Raw genomic sequence first — 16,292 nt, forward strand, 5'->3', positions numbered from 1 at the left:
ACCCCCAAAGGTAGGAGACGGCGTAAATCTCTGCTGCCACTAGCGCGCTGATGGAGCGGCAGTGCCAGGCCATGATGCGACGACTCCGCCGCCGGCGTGGTATCAGTTGCCGCCAGGCGCCGCCACCGCGCGGCGGCTGTCCGACGATTGCAGCGCGAGCGCGTGATAGCGTCGCGCCCATGGCCTTTTTGCTGTTCTTTCTCTGTGTCGCGCTGTCAACCTGGATCCAGGGCCTGAGCGGCTTCGCCTTCAGCCTGGTGTTGCTGGGCCTGTCCAGCCTGCTGCAACTGGCGCCGGTGGCAGAGGTGGCCAATGCGGCAACCCTGCTCAGCCTGGTCAACGGCCTGCTGTACTTTCGCCTGCAGGGCTTTGAGCCCAACCGACCGGCCCTGCGCGCCGTGCTGCCGGCCGGCCTGCTGATGGTGCCGGTGGGCGTCTGGCTGCTCGGCTGGCTGGGCAGCGTGACCGTGCTGGCGCTGCGCGGCTTGCTGGGGGCGGCCATCATCGTCAGCGCCCTGCTCTTGCTGGCGGCACGTCCGGCAGCTTCGCAGCCTTCGCGTCTGAGTTGCTGGATGGCTGGCGCCGCGTCCGGCCTGATGGGGGGCCTGTTCTCCGCGGCCGGCCCGCCGCTGGTGTTCCTGTTCTACCGCCAGGCCCTGCCGGCTCGGCAGATCCAGCACACGCTGTTGACCCTGTTTGCCTGCAGCGCCGCGGCCCGCGCTGTGGTGGTGCTGCTAGGCGGCCAGTACAGCCTGCAGTCGCTCTGGCTGTTCGCCAGTGCGCTGCCCGCGGTCTACATCGTCAATCGTTTACAGCAGCGCTATGTGTTGCCGCTGCGCCGCGAACAACTGCAGCGCCTGGTTGCCGCGCTGCTGGTCGGCACCGGCGCCAGCCTGCTGTGGCCCTTGCTTCAGTCTTTTTTCTTGGCCGCGCCGAGATAGGTCTCGACGACACGGGCATCTCCGGCCAACTCGCCCGCCGGCCCCTGCAGTGCGATCTCGCCGGTTTCCAGCACATAGCCGTAATCTGCCACTTCCAGCGCCGCGCGAGCGTTCTGCTCGATCAGCAGGATGCTGACGCCGGTCTGGCGCAGTTGGGTGACGATGCGGAAGATCTCCTTGACGATCAAGGGCGCGAGGCCCAGGCTGGGCTCGTCCAGCATCAGCACCTTCGGCCTGGCCATCAGGGCGCGGCCCACGGCCAGCATCTGCCGCTCGCCGCCCGACAGGGTGCCGGCCTGCTGCGCGCGCCGCTCCTTCAGCCGCGGGAACAGCGTGTAGACCTGCTCCAGCCCATCACGCCAATCGCGCTGACCCAGCCGCATCGGCCGAAAGCCGCCCAGCACCAGGTTGTCTTCGACGCTCATCGTCGTGAACAGCTCGCGCCGCTCGGGCACCAGGGCCAGGCCGCGCATCACCCGCTCTTCCAGGCTCAGCCGGGAGATGTCTTCACCATCGAGCAAGACCTGACCCCGTGAAGGCAGCACGCCCATCAGCGCGTTCAGCGTCGTGCTCTTGCCGGCGCCGTTGGGGCCGATCACGGTCACCACCGCGCCTTGCGGCAATTCCAGACTCAGCCCGCTGAGCACCTCGGCACGGCCGTAGCCAGCATGCAGATCGCTCACTTGCAGAAGATTCGATGCCATATCAGTGCTCGGTACCCAGGTAGGCGGCGCGGACCTCGGGGCTGGCCTGCACCTGCTCCGGCGTGCCCTCGATCAGCTTGGTGCCGAACTCCATCACGACGATGCGGTCGGTCAGGCCCATCACGAATTCCATATCGTGCTCCACCAGCAGGATGGACAGCCCGCTGGCCTTGAGCTGGCGCAGCACCTCGGCCAGCGCTTGCTTTTCCTTGTGCCGCAGGCCGGCCGCGGGTTCGTCCAACAGCAGCAGCGCCGGATCGGTGCACAGCGCGCGGGCGATTTCCATCAGCCGCTGCGGCCCCAGCGCCAGATTGCCGGCCAGCTCGTGCATCTGCGCCTGCATGCCGATGCGCGTCAGCTGCGCCTCGGCCTCGGCGAACAGGCGCTTTTCCTCGTCGCGATCCAGCCGCAGCATGGCGCTGAGCGTGCCGCTGCGGCTGCGCAGATAGCCGCCGAGCGCGACGTTTTCCAGCACCGTCATGTCGGCAATCATCTTGACGTGCTGAAAGGTGCGCGACATGCCGCGCCGGGCGATCTCGCGCGAGCTCAGGCCGCCAACCGGCTGGCCGCGAAAGCTGACCGCACCGCGGCTCAAGCCCAAGACGCCGGAGATCAGATTGAAGGTGGTCGACTTGCCGGCGCCATTGGGCCCGATCAGACCGACGATCTCGCCGGCACGGATCTGGAAGCTGACATCGTTGACGGCCAGCAGGCCGCCAAACTGCTTGCGCACCTTGTCCACGTCCAGCAGCAGCGCGCCGGGCGCGGGCTTGTCGCGCGACGGCAGAGCCGCTGCTCCGGCCCAGTCACGCGCGCGCGGCTGCGCCGGGAACCAGCGCGCCAGGCCACCCTGCAGCGCCGGCCACAGCCCCTTGGGCGCGTACTTGAGCATCAGCACCATCACCACGCCCAGCACGATGATCTCGAAATTGCCATTGCTGCCCAGCAGCTGCGGCAGCAGCTCCTTCAGCTGGTCCTCGATGATCTTGAACACACCGGCACCAACAAAGGCGCCCCAGACCGAGCCCACGCCGCCGACCACCGCCATGAACAGGTATTCGATGCCCATCTTCAGCGCGAAGGGGCTGGGATTGACGGTGCGCTGGAAATGCGCAAACAGCCAGCCGGACACCGAGGCCAACAGCGCCGCGACGACGAAGATGATCAGCTTGTAGCGAAAGGTCGAAACGCCCATGGCCTCGGCCATCACCGCGCCGCCGCCCAACGCACGGATCGCCCGGCCGGGCCGCGAGTCCAGCAGATTGCGCACGCCCCAGGCACCCAGCAGCGCGCAGGCCCAGATCAGGTAGTAGATCGCCCGGCCATCGGCCAGGCTGATGCCGAACAGGCTCAGCGCCGGCAGGCCGAGAATGCCGTCGTACTTGCCGAGGAACTCGCTGTTGGCGATGGAAAAGTTCAGGCTCAAGGCCCAGGCTATGGTTGCCAGCGGCAGGTAGTGGCCGGACATGCGCAGCGTCAGCCAGGCCAGCAGCAGCGCGATCAGCAGCGTCAGCGCCAGACCGACGAACAGGCCCAACCAGGGCGACAGGCCATAGCGGGTCGACAGAATCGCCGTCGTGTAGGCGCCCACGCCAACGAAAGCGGCCTGCCCGAAGGAGGTCAGACCACCGACCCCGGTCAGCAGCACCAGGCCCAGCGACACCAGCGCAAACATGCCGATGTAGTTGGCCTGGGTGATCCAGAACTCGGGCACCGGCAGCAGCGGCAGCAGCAGCAAGGCCGTCAAGCCGAACAGGGTCAGTCGTTGTCTCAATTGCATGGTTCCAGCTTCTCCATGCCGCACGACGAGGGCGCGGGCATCTATCGGGGGGGGCGGCAGCCGCTTCAAGCGCGCTGGCTGCGGCTATTCAATGCTTGTCAATGCTCTTCCTGGTGCGGATCACGCAGCGAGCGCCACAGCAGCACCGGCAGGATGGAGGTGAAGACGATCACCTCCTTGAAAGCGCTGGCCCAGAAGGAACTGAAGGACTCCAGCAGGCCGACCAGCACCGCGCCCAGCGCGGCGCCGGGATAGCTGGCGAGGCCGGCGAACACCGCGCCGACAAAGCCTTTCAAGCCAATCAGAAAGCCGCTGTCGTAGAAGATTGTGGTCGTCGGGCTGATCAGCAGACCGGACAGTGCGCCGATAAATGCCGCCATCGTGAAGGCCAGCTGGCCCGCACCAGTGCTGGAGATGCCCATCAGCCGCGCCCCCAGCCGGTTCACCGCGGTGGCACGCAGGGCCTTGCCGTAGAGGCTGCGCTCGAAGAACAGCCACAGCAGCACGATCAGCGCGATCGAGGCGCCGACGATGATCAGTGACTGCCCGGACAGCATCAGCGGCCCGGCGTTGAAGCTGGCCTCCCAGAAGCTGGGGTTGCGCGAGCCCTCGGCGCCAAAGAAGGCCAGGCCCAGCCCGGTCAAGGCGAAATGCACGCCCACCGACACGATCAGCAGCACCAGCACCGTCGCATCGGCCAGCGACTGGTAGGCCAGGCGGTAGATCAGCCCGCCCATCGGCGTGACGATGGCCAGCGTCAGCAAGGCCTGGCCGATCAAGGGCAGCTGCTGCGGCGCCAGCCACAGCGCCAGGAGGCCGATCAGCGCCGGCAGCGCGGCGGCCAGCAGCGGCTTGCGCAGGCCCTGGCCGGCGCGCCAGGCCGCCCAGCCATCCAGCAGCAGCACGGCCGCCGTCATGGCGAGCAGAAAGTGCACGGTGAGCGGCGTCTTGCCCAGTTGCAGCGTCGCCATCGTCAGCGCGCCAAAGGCAACGAACTCGCCCTGCGGGATGAAGATCACCCGGGTCACGGCAAAGACCAGCACCGTGGCCAGCGCCAGCAGCGCATAGATGGCCCCGTTGGTGATGCCGTCCAGCATCAAGATGCCTGCAATCGAAAGATCCATCCGCGCGTCACCCCTGCTCTTGTCTGCGGCCCACTCTACTCACAAAGCCTGAACCGGCCCTTGCGTGCGACACCGCATTGACAAGCGCAGAAAACGCATTCGACCGATCGGTCGAAATTGCGCCTGCCTGCGTTTGCCTGGGGCAGACCGGGCCTCGGGAACGCCCGCGCAAGCAGCATGCAGGCGGCCGTCTGATGCGCGGCTGGCGCACAGTAGACTTGACTCATGCCCGAGCTCACCCCTGCCCTCACTCTGGATGGCCCGCTGGCCCGCATCCGCTTGCGTCGCCCCAAGCTGGCCAACCGGCTGGAGCTGATCGATCTGCAAACGCTGCAGCAGCATCTGCAGACCGTCAATGCCGAGCCCGCCGTGCGCGTGCTGCTGCTGGAGGCCGAGGGTCGCCATTTCTGCAGCGGCTTCAATATCGATGCGGTTCCCGGCGTCGATGCCGGCGCGCTGTTCGAGCAGCTGACCAACGCCTGGGAAGAGGCACGCCCGGTGACGGTGGCAGCCATCCAGGGCGGTGTTTATGGCGGCGCCACCGACCTCGCCCTGGCCTGCGACTTCCGCCTCGGCGTGCCCAGCTGCGAGATGTTCGTGCCGGCGGCGCGGCTGGGCCTGCACTTCTACCGCGGCGGCATGGAGCGCTATGTGAACCGGCTGGGCGTGGCGGTGGCCAAACGCGTGCTGCTGGCCTGCGAGACCCTGGACGCACGGCAAATGCACGACTGCGGCTTTCTTGACCGCCTGCTCGCTGACGGCGCTGCCCTGCAAGCCGAGACGGAGGCCTTCTGCCAGCGGCTCTGCGGCTTTGCGCCGCTGGCGCTGGCCGGCATGAAACAGCATCTGAACGCGATCGCCAGCGGCCGGCTCGACCTGGCCCAGTTGCAGGCCGATATCGCGCGATCCAATGCTTCCGCCGATCTGGCCGAAGGCGTACGCGCCTGGCAAGAGAAGCGCACGCCGCAGTTCAAAGGTCAATGATCCCCCGTTTGGGTGGCTGGCGTTGTCCCTCTGTAGTCTGGGCTCTCTATGGTGGAAAATACGCCCCTCGGCGCATTCAGTCCCCGAATAGAGGAAAATAGGGGTCTGGACTTACGCCCTCGTGGCGTTTTGTCGGCGTTCCGTCAGCGTTTTCACTTTTACAGATCAGGACCAGCGTGGCCAAGGACAGTACCAAAACCACCATCGAAGCCGATGGTTTGCGCTACCGCTCAAAAGCTCCCGGCTCGCCTTTTGCAGCCACGTCTTCTTTTGGTGCGGCAACCATGTCGTGCTTCTTGTGCGGCAAGCACCGCCCCCGCGCGATGCTGAAGTCCAAGAAGCTGCTGGGCAAGTCTCAGCCAGTTTGCGCGCCGTCCTGCAAGGAACTGGAAGAGCAGCTGTCCAAGAAGGACTGAGGCCGGTGTCAGGCCTGCAGGCCTCACCCCTCGCCTCTCGTTTCGCCCCTCATTTCGCCCTCGGCGTTCAATCCTGCGATTGATCGCCGTGTTGGCGAACACCGCTGCGGCCCGTACTCAGGCCTGCCTGAAACAGCGCCCGCAGACCGCCCGATAGCGGGCATTGCCACCAATCTCGACCTGCGCGCCCTCGGTGACCTTGCGGTTGCCGGCGTCGACGCGCATATTCATCGTGGCCTTGCGACCGCAGTCGCAAATCGTCTTCATCTCGTCCATCTCGTCGGCCAGCGCCAAGAGCGTGGCCGAACCGCTGAACAGCTCGCCGCGAAAATCGGTGCGCAGGCCATAACAGATGGCCGGCACATTGCGGGTATGGGCGATCTCATGCAAGGCCCAGACTTGCGCCTTGCTGAGGAATTGCGCCTCGTCGACCAGGATGCAGGCAATGCCCGGATCGGCGTCGAGCAGCTGACGGAAATCCGTCTCGCCATCAAACACCTCGGCAGGCCGTTGCGGGCCCAGGCGCGAGGTGACGTTGCCACGCCCGTAGCGATCGTCGACCGCAGCCGTGAAGATGCGCACGCGGTGGCCGCGCTCCTCGTAGTTGTAGGCCACCTGAAGCAAGGCGGTGGACTTGCCGGCATTCATCGCGGCATAGCGAAAAAATAGTTTGGCCATTCAAGCTCTCAGTGCGCGGTGTGTCTGGTGCCGCTGCGGGCAACCAGTATCGCCTTGGCAGTGCCAGACGCGTGAATGGCGGGCGCCGGATTCCCGCCTTGCCCACCCCAGACTTTCATCACCCCGCGTTCCAGGGGGAGTGCAAGCCCTAATCGGGCAAGCGAGCAGAACAACTGTCACAAGCCCGGCCTAATATGAGATCGGTGGAGTGAGTTTTCTCGTGCACGCAAGGCCAATCCGGCCGTTCCGTGGGCACGCCCAACCAGGGGTAACACACAACAATGAGCAAAGACACCTATACCGCGGTCAGCGACGACGGCCTGCGTTACGAGTCCAAGCTGGGGGGATCACCATTTCTAGGCAGCGGTCACACCCGCTCCTGCTTCCGCTGCGGCAAGCACCGCCCGGCCAGCGCCCTGCAATCCAAGCGCGTGCTCGGCCGCAACGAGATGGTCTGCAAGCCGAGCTGCGGCACACCCAAGGCAGAAACCTGAAGCGAGCGCCGCGAGAAGGCGGCTAGCCCGCTGCAGAGTGGCTCATGCGCTCAGCGCTTGAGCCAGCTGTTGCTGGGCGGTCCGGACTCATGCGCTGATTGACGCCAAGCAACTGCTTGACGCCAACACTACGGTCAAGGCTTGACCGGGGCCTTCACTCGGCGTTCTTGTCGCCAGTCGCCGGCGCAGCATCGGCTTGCACCGTTGCTGCGGCCGGCGCCGCCTCGGCCCGCTGCTGCGGGCGTGGCCCGCGTGCCTGAGCGGCGTTCGTGCCCTGGCCACCGCGACCAGCACCTCGGCCGCCCTCCGGCCGCCGCCCTTGCCCGGTCTCCTGCCGCGCACCACCTTGGCCTTGCGGCCGGCCGCCACGTCCACGCTCGTCTCGGCGGCCATCACCACGAGGGCCTCGTGCATCGCCGCGGCGCGCCTCGGCAGGGCCTGGGCCACGACGGCCCTCCTGGCGCTGCGGCATCTGCGCACGCTGCTGCTGCCAGACTTCGCGCTCGGCGCGGGCCTGAGCCAGCAAACCGTCCAGCGCTTCAGGCGCCACACCCTTGAGGGCGCAGAAATTGCTCAGCGTCAGCGTCGTCGTTTCAAAGGCCCGCAGCAGCTCGGCGCGGCTGCGCAGCTCGGCTTCCTCGGCCGCCTGGCGCTCCTGCGTCTTGGCGCGACGGCGCGTCAGCTCCTCGCGCGCCAGCTCGCGATGCTCCTCGCTCAGCTCACCAGCCGGCTGACCATCCAAATCGAAACGCTGCGTCGATTTGCTTACCGCGATCAGGTAGGAGGTCGCGCCGGTGTGCCGGCGCAAAAAGGCCGACAGCAGCTGCTTGCTGAACACGCCGGGCGCACGCGCCTGAATATCCGCTTGAATGCGCAGCTTCAGCGGCTTGGCCGGGCCAGCGAAAAGCGCCGGAAAACGCTTCTTCAGCTCTTGCGCGCATTCGGCCGGCGTTTGCACCGCCACGCTGGCTGCCGCCTCAGCGGCGGGCGGCGTTGCGACCGCGGGCTGCGCCTCCGCTGCCCCCTCAGGCAGAACCTCGGCGGGGCTGGCTTCGTGAGGCAGCGGCGACGTATTGGAATCGGACATGGAAGCGCGTAGGAATCGAATCAAAACCCCGATTGTGCCAATGAAGCGCCGGCCGCCCGATTGTTTCTGCACATCGGCCCTCCTCGCCTGTGCAGTGCTCAGCGCAGACTCAAGGTCTGACGACGCCATGCCGGATCAGCCCAGCGCTGGAACACGGGCAGCAAATCCGGGCTGGCGGCCTGCTTCTCGACGCTCAGATCGGCGCGTTTGATCGTCTCGAAGCTGCGCTTGAAACGGCTGCCACTGCGCGATTCCCGCACCAGCAGCAGGCGCTCACCGCCTGGCACCCAGCCGGCAAACTCGGCATAGCCCAGGCCCGGACCCTCGCTGGACGGCGGCAGCACATCGAGGTGCCAGCCCGCTGCGGTCTGCTGCATCAGCCACAGCTCGCGCCAGCCGGCCAGCGGCTGCACGGCCAAGGCGACGGCGCGGCCATCGGGGCTGAACTGTGCCGAGTTGACCCAGATGGCACCATAGCTGCAGGCGCTCAGCAGGGCAGCGCCCGGCACGCGCGCGCTGCTGTCGGTCAAGGCGAGGCAATGCTGGCCAGGTTTGGCGGGATCGGCCGGCAGTTCGGTGAGCTGCAAGCGGCTGTTGCTGGCCCCAGCGGCCGATTCGGCGGCCCAGCGCGAGGCCGCGACACGCAGCGCCGCCTCGCTGTAGTCGGCCCGATCGGCGTCGGCCAGTTCGGCCTTGTTCAGTGCCGTCAGCGCTTGCAGCGCGCGGCGCGCGGCCTCCGGTGCGCTGGCTTGCAGATCGCCGCGGATCTGGAACTGCTGCGCCAGCTCGGCCCAGAGACCCGCACGGCGCAGGCGAACGCGGTTGCGCTGCGTTTCGCTCACGGGCTGCAGATCCAGCTGATCAAGCAGCTCGGCCCGCGCCTGCAGCTGCGCCAGGCGCTCGTGCGGGCGCAAGGTGTCGGCCAGGCAGTCCGGGCGGCTCAAACCCAGCGCAGCACGCGCTCGCTGGGCGGCAGTGGCGCTCGGCATGGCCAGCACGCGGCGAAAGGCCTCACCGTCGTAACAAACACGCATCACGCCGTCCTGGCTCAGCGACTGCAGCTGCACGCCATAACCGGCGGCCACCTCGAGCTGCGCCGCCAGCTGAAGCTCGGCTGGCGTGCTGCCACTGCCCTGCGTGCGACTGGCGCGCTGCGCCAGTCGGTCGGCGATCTGGCCCAAGGCATCGAAGGGCTCGGCCGTCAATGCCGCGGCGGGCACTGCTTTCAAATAGGCCGCGGCATAGGCCAGGCCCAGAGCCTCGGCGCCCGGCTGCTCGCGCAGGAAACGCAGCACCGCCAGCAGTTCGGGCGCGGCCTCGGCCTGCAGCGAGACCGGGCGCAAGCCCGCGGCCAGCACATAGCCGCCGCGCTCGCGGCGGTAGTCCCAGACCTCGACATGGTCCTGCCGCAGGCCACGCAACTCCAGCGACTCGCCCTGCGCCAGTTGCACCAGCACTGCTGAAGATTCACGCGGCGCCGCACGCAGTGCGAGTTGATCCTGGGCCACGATGGCCAGGGCCAAGGGCACAGCCAGCAGGCTCATTGCTGTGCCTCCTCGGCCTTTTCAGCCTTGGCCGGCTCGACCGGCGCCGCTTGCTTGCCGAGCAAGCCGGCCGCAATGAAGCCCCCATCCGCCGAGGGTGGCGCGATGATGACCTGGATCTTGTCGGACAGCTTGTCGGCCAGTGCCTTCTGGATCAGCAGCGGATGCTTGCTGATCAAGGCGCCGTCACGGGCCATCTGCTCGCTGCTGGCCTGGGCCAGGCGCTGCACGCGGTAGACCTCGGCATCGGCCAGCTTCTGGCGCGAATCGGCCTCGCCGCTGGCCTCGATCCGGCGCGCCTGGGCGCTGCCCTCGGCGGTGCGAATGCGCGACTGCTTGTCGGCTTCGGCCTCCAGCGCACGCCGCTCGATCTGACGTTGCTTGAACGGCAGCACATGCTTCATCGCCTCTTCCTGCGCCCGGGCGGCGATGATCTGTTCCTGGGCCGAGGCTTCGGCCGCCTTGGCACGGCGCACGCCTTCGGCCTCAGCTTCGAGCGCGGTCTGGCGCACCTGCTTCTCCTTCAGCTCCAGCGTGAAACGCATCTTCTCGCTGCGCAACTCCTCGGCCAGCAAACCCTCCAGGCCATGGCGATAGTCGGCTGGCAGATCGACATTGCCCATCTGCACGGCGCGCACCAGCACGCCTTCCGTGGCCAGGCGCTTCTTCAGCTCGGTTTCAATCTCGGCCTGGATCTCGGCCCGCTTGCTGGAAAAGATCTCGCGCACCGTGTAGCGGGCCATCACCCGATAGACCAAGCCCTGTACGGCCGGTTCCACCAACTCGCGGTCCACCTCCTGCGGCAGGGCGCGTGCCATCAGCGCACTGGGCTCCAGCGCATAGCGCACGCGCAGATCTACGCCCAAGGACAGGCCCTCCAAGGACTGGAATGGCGCCGCGCCGTCGGCCTTGGCCGCGTCGCGGGCCTGGTAGCTCTGATCACGCAATGAATAGCGATGCAGCTGATGCAAGCCAGGCAGCACCAGCACCGATCCCTGCTGAAAGGCCTGGCGGCTGCCGGTCAGCTGATTGCTGCGTATGCCCAGCTCGCCAGCTTCCAGGCCTTGAACGGGCGAATGTTCAAACAGCGCCCAAGCGAGCAAGGTCGTGGACCCGATCAAGAGCAGCGGCACCGAGGCACGCTTAAGCTGAGTGGGCCAGCGAGCTTCTGACTGAGGCGCAGCCCCTTCGTCGTCAGCAGCGACCGTGCGCTGGCGCATCGACCGGATCATGGCGCTCAAGCGCGCCGAAAGACGGTTGAGCCTGGGGGTGTTCACGTCAAATTCTCCTTGCAGATCAGGCCTCGAGCGGCGTGCAGCCATTCTTCGTGGCCCTGCCCGGAGGGCTCAAGGCGAACGCCACCCCACTGCGCTCACAGCGCGGAAGAAAGCTTCACAGCCAGGCGCTGTCAGCATGTCGATGCGCTCGTGATAATCGCGCCATGAGTCTCCCGCCTGCACCGCGCTCCCAGCGATCACAAAGAGTGGCCATCATTGAGGACGACGCGCCGACCAGCGGCCAACTGCGCGACTGGATCGCCGCGGCACGGCCCGATCTGCAGATTGACCAATGGTTTGATCGCGACAGCGCCGAGGCCGCCCTGCAGCGCGAGCAGTACGCCTTGGTGGTGCTGGACATCGAGCTGGGCCGCGAACGCCACGCCGGCGTGGCCCTGATCAACAGCATCAACAAGCAGGGCCGCGGCACGCCAGTGCTGGTCGTCTCGGCGATGCCGGCCGCGGTCTATCGCAGCATCATGAAGGCGCTGGACGCCTGGGACTATCTGCAGAAGACCAGTTTCAGCGAGGCCGATTTCGTCGAGACCTTTCTCGACATCCTGCGCAACAGCAAGGCGGCACCTGCGCAAGAAACCAGCCTGTCGCTGGATCCGCTGCGCCAGACGCTGCCCAGCTGGCGCGGCCAGCGCATCAATCTGCCGCTGACGGCACAGCGCATCCTGGCCACCTTGCACGAGCGCCGCGGCCAGGTGGTGTCTTACGACGACTTGTTCTTGGTCATCAAGAGCGGGCGCAACCGGGACAATGTGCGCAAGCATGTCAGCACCATTCGCGAGGCGCTGCGCGAGGTCGACCCGGGCTTTGACGGCATCGAGAACGTGCCAATGCGCGGCTTCCGCTGGACGCTCACGGCATGAGCCAAGGCCAGGCCAGGGCTGCCTGGCGTGGGGCGCTGCGTGAACGCTGGCGGCTGCGCCCGCCGCTGCGGCTGCGGCTGTTCTTCCGCGCCGCGTTTGCGCTGCTCAGCCTGGCCAGCGTGGCGCTGGCGCTGTCGATGCTGCGCGAAGAGAAGCAACTGGCGCTGCGCAGCTATGCCGATGGCCTGCACAAGAACCTGGCCCAGATCAGCGCCCGGTTGCGCCATCCTAGTGGCCAGCTCGCCCTGCTCAATCCGCAGCTGGGCCAGCAGGCGCTGCAGCCGGCCAACGGCCTGGCGCCGCTGTTGCTGCCCTTTGGCGCGATCGACTTTGATGACCGCGGCAAGGCCCAACAAGCGGTCGAGATGGCCGGCTGCGCGGTTCAGTATCCGCATGGCCAGCTCTGCGTGGCCGTTGGCAACAACCCGCTGGCGGGCGGCTTTGTCTATGTGGTCGGGCAATTCGAGAGCGGCCCGCTGCAGCCCCGGCTGGGCGGCTCACTCGATTGGCCGCGCGCGCACCGCGCTCGCATCGAGCTCGATATGCGCGATCAGCGCTATGTCTGGATCGCCCCTTTCGAGGGCTCGCCGGCAGAAGACGGCAAGCCTCAGGCCGGGCGGCTGACCGGCTTTGCCCTCCCCGCCAGCGGCGCTACGCCGTCCCGTCCCTTGCGTGATTTCCGCGGCTGGCTGTGGCAGGACGCCCGCTGTCTGGCGGCTGCGGAGGCTGAAGGCACTGGCACTGAGCGCTGCCGAAGGCGCAGCTTCTTCTCGGTGCGGCTGCCGGTCACGCTGCTGCAGGACGAGATCTTGTCCCGCCAGCCTGGCCATTGGCCGCCACGCGACCTGGCGCAGATGCGGTTGCGGCTGCAGATTCTTGCGCCGGGAGCGGGCGCACCGCTGTTCGACAGCGGCAACCCGGATGCGGTGGCGCCCTTCGCTCTCAGCGAGTTGCGCGCACTGCTTTTGCCCGGAGAACAGCTCGGCCTGCGCCGTCTCGATGCCAAGCAAGACTTGTTAAGGCTGCAGGGCGAGCCCCCCGGTTCGGCCTCGGCGCCCGTCTGGTTGACTCGGCTGATCGACCGTTTGCCGCCTGAAGCCGCATCACCCTCGCTGCGTGCGACCGAATGGATAGACACGGCTTTCGGGCGTTATGAGATTGCGGTTCAGGGTAGCCAGGACAGTATCAACGCGTCGCTGGCGGCTGTCGCGCTGCGCAACGGCGCTTATGTGCTGACCATGCTGGTCGCCATCTTGCTGACCTGGTTGGCCATCGAGTTGAGCATGATGCGCCGCATCGCCCTGCTGACGCGCCGTGCCGCCGCGTTGCGGCTGGGCGTGCGTGGCATGCAGGACGGTGACGGCCCGCTGGCCATCGACCTGGCTGATCTGCGTGGCCGCGACGAGCTGGGCCTGCTGGGCGGTGTGCTCGATGATTTGCTCAAGCGCGTCAATGAAGACCTGCGCCGCGCCCAGATCCGTGCCGAGCAGGAGAAGGACCAATGGCATGCAGTCGGCCACGAGATCATGTCGCCGCTGCAGTCGCTGATGGCCCTGCATGGTGACGCCTCCGACCCCAGCCACCGCTATATCTCGAGAATGCAACAGGCCGTGCGGGTGCTGTACGGCAGCGCCTCACCGTCAGAGGCGTTTCAGGCCACCCAACTGCAGCTGGGCAGTCTGGATCTGAATGAGTTCCTCTCCCATGTCGCGGTCAATGCCCCGGCAGAGGGCATTGCGGACGTGAGCTATCGAGGTTCCGGCGAGCCGGCTCTGGCGCTGGTCGACGAGTTCGCGCTGGAGGATGTGCTGACGCATCTGCTGCGCAATGCGCAGCGCCATCGCGAACCAGGCAGCGCGATCCAGCTGACGCTGATGGCCGAAGGCGAAAGCTGGTGCATCGCCGTCTTCAATCGAGGCCATGCGATCCCCGAAGATTTGCTCGAACGCATCTTCGAATACGGCGTCCACGGCGCCGGACACGGCGAAGGCCAGCGCGGCCAGGGCCTCTTTGTGGCCAAGACCTATATGGCCAAGATGGGCGGCACGATCAGCGCGCACAACGGTGATGGCGGTGTCTTGCTGCGCCTGCAGCTGCCGCGTAGCCTTGCCCAAGCCAACAGCCGATAAGTCCTTGCACTTTCATGTGGCGCCCTGCCACATGCCCCTGCTTCACCGCGCCAAAGCCCGGTTTTGCAGACTTTGACAGGCAGCGACTCGCGCGTTGCAGCTTCTGACAGTAGTGGCCGGGAGGCCATTTCCAGACCATTGCATCCATTGAAATTCAAGACGCAGGAGTGCAAGGCAGGACGGTCGATTCACCAGCAGCAGCGCAGGTTTTGCAAGCAGATGCATCTGCGAACAAGCCAGCAACGCCGCCGCTGATTGGCCCGCTCTCACGCTCACAGCCTCACACCGAGGAACCGAGCAGCCAGGCACACCGCGCGTCATGAGTCTCAAAGTGGTGCTTCTCCATCCGGCTCCGCGCAACACCCCAAGGATGGTTTTCTTACTTTCTATCTAAAGAGGTTTCTCATGACTTTCAAAGACAAGACCGCCGACGTCAGCTTCAACGACATCGATCTGGACAACGTTGATGTGGACGGCCTCGAGGTTGTCAGCCTGAAGGACGCCCTGGCTCTGCCCGAGACCGGCGCCTCCAGCGGCATCAGCTCGACCAACTCCTGCTCGAGCTGCGGCTCCTCGTCGACTTGTGGCAGCTGCGGCTCCAACACCAAGTAAGACCAGGGCCACTGCGCGGACGCCTGCTGCACTGGGCAGGCGGCCGCTCTCAGGTCAGCCTCGGCTGACCCCTGAATACCCCAACGTTTGGAGACCGCTCGTGCGCGATACCCCAACCAGCAAGACCATTCGGCAGCTCAGCGCCGACCGGGACCAGACCCCCGCCATCGCCGTGCGCGGCGTCGTCAAGAGCTATGACGATGTGCGCGCCCTGCGCGGCATCAGCGTCGAGATCCGGCGCGGCGACACGGTTGCTCTGATCGGCCCGAACGGTGCCGGCAAGTCAACCTTTGTAGAAATCCTGATGGGCCTGCGTCGCCCCGACGCGGGCGAAGTCCACGTCCTGGGCCATGACGTGCTGGCCAACCCCAAGGCCCATGTCGACCGCATCGGCGTGCAGTTGCAGGAGTCGCGGCTGTTCCCCAAGCTGAGCGTCCGCGAGTACTTCAATTTCTTCTCGCAGGTCTTCCCGCGCCACGTCGACATCGCCGCGCTGTGCGAGCGTATGAGCCTGACGCCCTGCTTTGACAAACGCATCGGCGAACTCTCCGGCGGGCAGCGTCAGCGAGTGGCGCTGGCCCTTGCGCTGATCAACGACCCGGACATCGTCATTCTGGACGAGCCCACCGTTGGCCTCGACCCCATCGTTCGCCGTGAGTTCTGGCGCCTGATCCGCCAGCTCGGTGACGAGGGCAAGACGGTGCTGTTCACCACGCACTACATGGACGAGGCGCAGGCGCTCGCCGACACGGTGCTGATGATCTCCAACGGCCGCCTGGTCGCCCAGGGCAGCGCCCAACACATCATCGACACAGCCCACAGCGGCAATCTCGACGATGCCTACACCCACTTCGCCACCCAAATCAGCCTGGAGGCCGCGTGATGAATGCCGCTCTCAAAGCCTATTTCGTACTCGACTTCAATCTGGTGTTCCGCGAGCGGATGGTGCTGTTCTTCACCTTCCTGCTGCCGGCCTTCATGTACGCCTTCTTCGGCATGATGTTTGGCGACGCCAGCTACGGCGGTGGGGCGGTCAGCTTCTATGACGAGTACACCGCCAGCTTCATCGGTCTGATCCTGCTCAACGTCGCTTTGATGAACGTCGGGCCGGTGCTGGTGATCTACAAGGAGATGGGCTTCTTCCGCCGCCTGCTGGTCACGCCGCTGGACATGTCGGCCGTCTGGCTATCGGCGATCACACGCTCCTTCGTGATCTTCATGATCGGCTTCGTCGAGATGGTCATCGTCGGCTGGCTGATGTTCCACCAACTGCCGCAGACCTCCTTGGTCGAGCTGTTCACCGCCATCCTGGTCAGCGCCTTCTCGCTGTTCTCCTTCGGCTTCATGCTGGGCGCGTTCTTCAAGAGTTCCAACGCGGCCTTCAACGCCGGCATCTTCATCTTCCAGCCCATGCTGCTGCTCTCCGGCGCCAGCATCCCTTTGGACCGTTTCCCTCCCTTCGTCACCCAGCTGGCCCAGGTCGTGCCGATGACCCACGTCGTCGATGTACTGCGGCTGGCCTGGCGCGGCGAGTACTTCAGCCCTGCCGGCCTCACACCCACCGTGCTGCTGCTGCTGCTGGGCACTGCCTGCGCCCTGGTTGCCCGCCGCGCGTTCCGCTGGTCTTCGATGTAAGCCGTCTCG

At 66.4% G+C, this 16,292-nt stretch carries 16 protein-coding genes; 9 read left to right on the plus strand and 7 right to left on the minus strand.

What is annotated here, in order from left to right; genetic code table 11:
- The first annotated feature begins 179 nt into the window (after window positions 1–179).
- Entirely contained in the window at window positions 180–941 is a 762-nt protein-coding gene (locus RQP53_RS11190) for a TSUP family transporter (protein ID WP_315650401.1), read from the plus strand.
- Here RQP53_RS11190 and RQP53_RS11195 read toward each other — a convergent pair.
- The 3 genes from RQP53_RS11195 to RQP53_RS11205 all read right to left on the minus strand — a co-directional run bounded on the left by RQP53_RS11195 (window position 911) and on the right by RQP53_RS11205 (window position 4,549).
- Window positions 911–1,645 carry an ABC transporter ATP-binding protein gene (locus tag RQP53_RS11195; protein WP_315650402.1) on the minus strand — a complete coding sequence of 245 codons (735 nt, stop codon included), beginning with the start codon at window positions 1,643–1,645 and terminating at the stop codon, window positions 911–913. The two genes, RQP53_RS11190 and RQP53_RS11195, sit on opposite strands and share 31 nt — an antisense overlap.
- 1 nt (window position 1,646) lies before the next feature.
- Entirely contained in the window at window positions 1,647–3,425 is a 1,779-nt protein-coding gene (locus tag RQP53_RS11200; RefSeq protein ID WP_315650403.1) for a branched-chain amino acid ABC transporter ATP-binding protein/permease, read from the minus strand.
- Window positions 3,426–3,523: 98 nt separating this feature from the next.
- The gene (locus tag RQP53_RS11205; RefSeq protein WP_315650404.1) at window positions 3,524–4,549 is read right to left on the minus strand and encodes a branched-chain amino acid ABC transporter permease; all 1,026 of its coding nucleotides are present in this window, start codon (window positions 4,547–4,549) and stop codon (window positions 3,524–3,526) included.
- A 225-nt stretch (window positions 4,550–4,774) separates the two neighbouring features.
- Here RQP53_RS11205 and RQP53_RS11210 point away from each other — a divergent pair, with 225 nt between their 5' ends.
- Both RQP53_RS11210 and RQP53_RS11215 read left to right on the plus strand, forming a co-directional pair.
- Entirely contained in the window at window positions 4,775–5,533 is a 759-nt protein-coding gene (locus tag RQP53_RS11210; protein ID WP_315650405.1) for an enoyl-CoA hydratase/isomerase family protein, read from the plus strand.
- 176 nt (window positions 5,534–5,709) lie between these two features.
- On the plus strand, window positions 5,710–5,949 hold the full coding sequence (locus tag RQP53_RS11215) for a hypothetical protein (protein WP_315650406.1): 240 nt from the start codon (window positions 5,710–5,712) through the stop codon (window positions 5,947–5,949).
- Window positions 5,950–6,066: 117 nt separating this feature from the next.
- On the opposite strand, the gene RQP53_RS11220 is transcribed toward RQP53_RS11215, so the two are convergent.
- Complete coding sequence (locus RQP53_RS11220; RefSeq protein ID WP_315650407.1) at window positions 6,067–6,627, minus strand: thymidine kinase; 561 nt, start codon at window positions 6,625–6,627, stop codon at window positions 6,067–6,069.
- Between the two features lie 281 nt (window positions 6,628–6,908).
- Here RQP53_RS11220 and RQP53_RS11225 point away from each other — a divergent pair, with 281 nt between their 5' ends.
- Window positions 6,909–7,121: a hypothetical protein gene (locus tag RQP53_RS11225; RefSeq protein WP_315650408.1), complete on the plus strand. Its 213-nt coding sequence runs from the start codon at window positions 6,909–6,911 to the stop codon at window positions 7,119–7,121.
- Between the two features lie 154 nt (window positions 7,122–7,275).
- Here the strand turns inward: RQP53_RS11225 and RQP53_RS11230 are convergent, their stop codons facing one another.
- The 3 genes from RQP53_RS11230 to RQP53_RS11240 form a co-directional block, all read right to left on the minus strand.
- A complete protein-coding gene (locus RQP53_RS11230) occupies window positions 7,276–8,208 on the minus strand; it encodes a ProQ/FinO family protein (RefSeq protein ID WP_315650409.1) in 933 nt (310 codons plus the stop codon).
- 98 nt (window positions 8,209–8,306) lie between these two features.
- Window positions 8,307–9,752, minus strand: a complete 1,446-nt coding sequence (locus RQP53_RS11235) for an SH3 domain-containing protein (RefSeq protein ID WP_315650410.1) — start codon at window positions 9,750–9,752, stop codon at window positions 8,307–8,309.
- The gene (locus RQP53_RS11240) at window positions 9,749–11,029 is read right to left on the minus strand and encodes an SPFH domain-containing protein (protein WP_315650411.1); all 1,281 of its coding nucleotides are present in this window, start codon (window positions 11,027–11,029) and stop codon (window positions 9,749–9,751) included. The genes RQP53_RS11235 and RQP53_RS11240 overlap by 4 nt, the downstream gene beginning before the upstream one ends.
- A gap of 164 nt (window positions 11,030–11,193) precedes the next feature.
- Here RQP53_RS11240 and RQP53_RS11245 point away from each other — a divergent pair, with 164 nt between their 5' ends.
- The 5 genes from RQP53_RS11245 to RQP53_RS11265 all read left to right on the plus strand — a co-directional run bounded on the left by RQP53_RS11245 (window position 11,194) and on the right by RQP53_RS11265 (window position 16,283).
- Window positions 11,194–11,907, plus strand: coding sequence for a response regulator transcription factor (locus RQP53_RS11245; protein WP_315650412.1), 714 nt, complete (start codon window positions 11,194–11,196; stop codon window positions 11,905–11,907).
- Window positions 11,904–14,036: a sensor histidine kinase gene (locus RQP53_RS11250; RefSeq protein WP_315650413.1), complete on the plus strand. Its 2,133-nt coding sequence runs from the start codon at window positions 11,904–11,906 to the stop codon at window positions 14,034–14,036. Before RQP53_RS11245 ends, RQP53_RS11250 begins: the two co-directional genes overlap by 4 nt.
- A gap of 405 nt (window positions 14,037–14,441) precedes the next feature.
- A complete protein-coding gene (locus tag RQP53_RS11255; protein WP_315650414.1) occupies window positions 14,442–14,648 on the plus strand; it encodes a thiazolylpeptide-type bacteriocin in 207 nt (68 codons plus the stop codon).
- 100 nt (window positions 14,649–14,748) lie between these two features.
- Complete coding sequence (locus tag RQP53_RS11260) at window positions 14,749–15,531, plus strand: ABC transporter ATP-binding protein (protein ID WP_315650415.1); 783 nt, start codon at window positions 14,749–14,751, stop codon at window positions 15,529–15,531.
- On the plus strand, window positions 15,531–16,283 hold the full coding sequence (locus RQP53_RS11265; protein ID WP_315650416.1) for an ABC transporter permease: 753 nt from the start codon (window positions 15,531–15,533) through the stop codon (window positions 16,281–16,283). Before RQP53_RS11260 ends, RQP53_RS11265 begins: the two co-directional genes overlap by 1 nt.
- Window positions 16,284–16,292 lie beyond the last annotated feature (9 nt).

Source organism: Roseateles aquae, assembly GCF_032337115.1.
GTDB lineage: Bacteria > Pseudomonadota > Gammaproteobacteria > Burkholderiales > Burkholderiaceae_C > Roseateles_C > Roseateles_C aquae.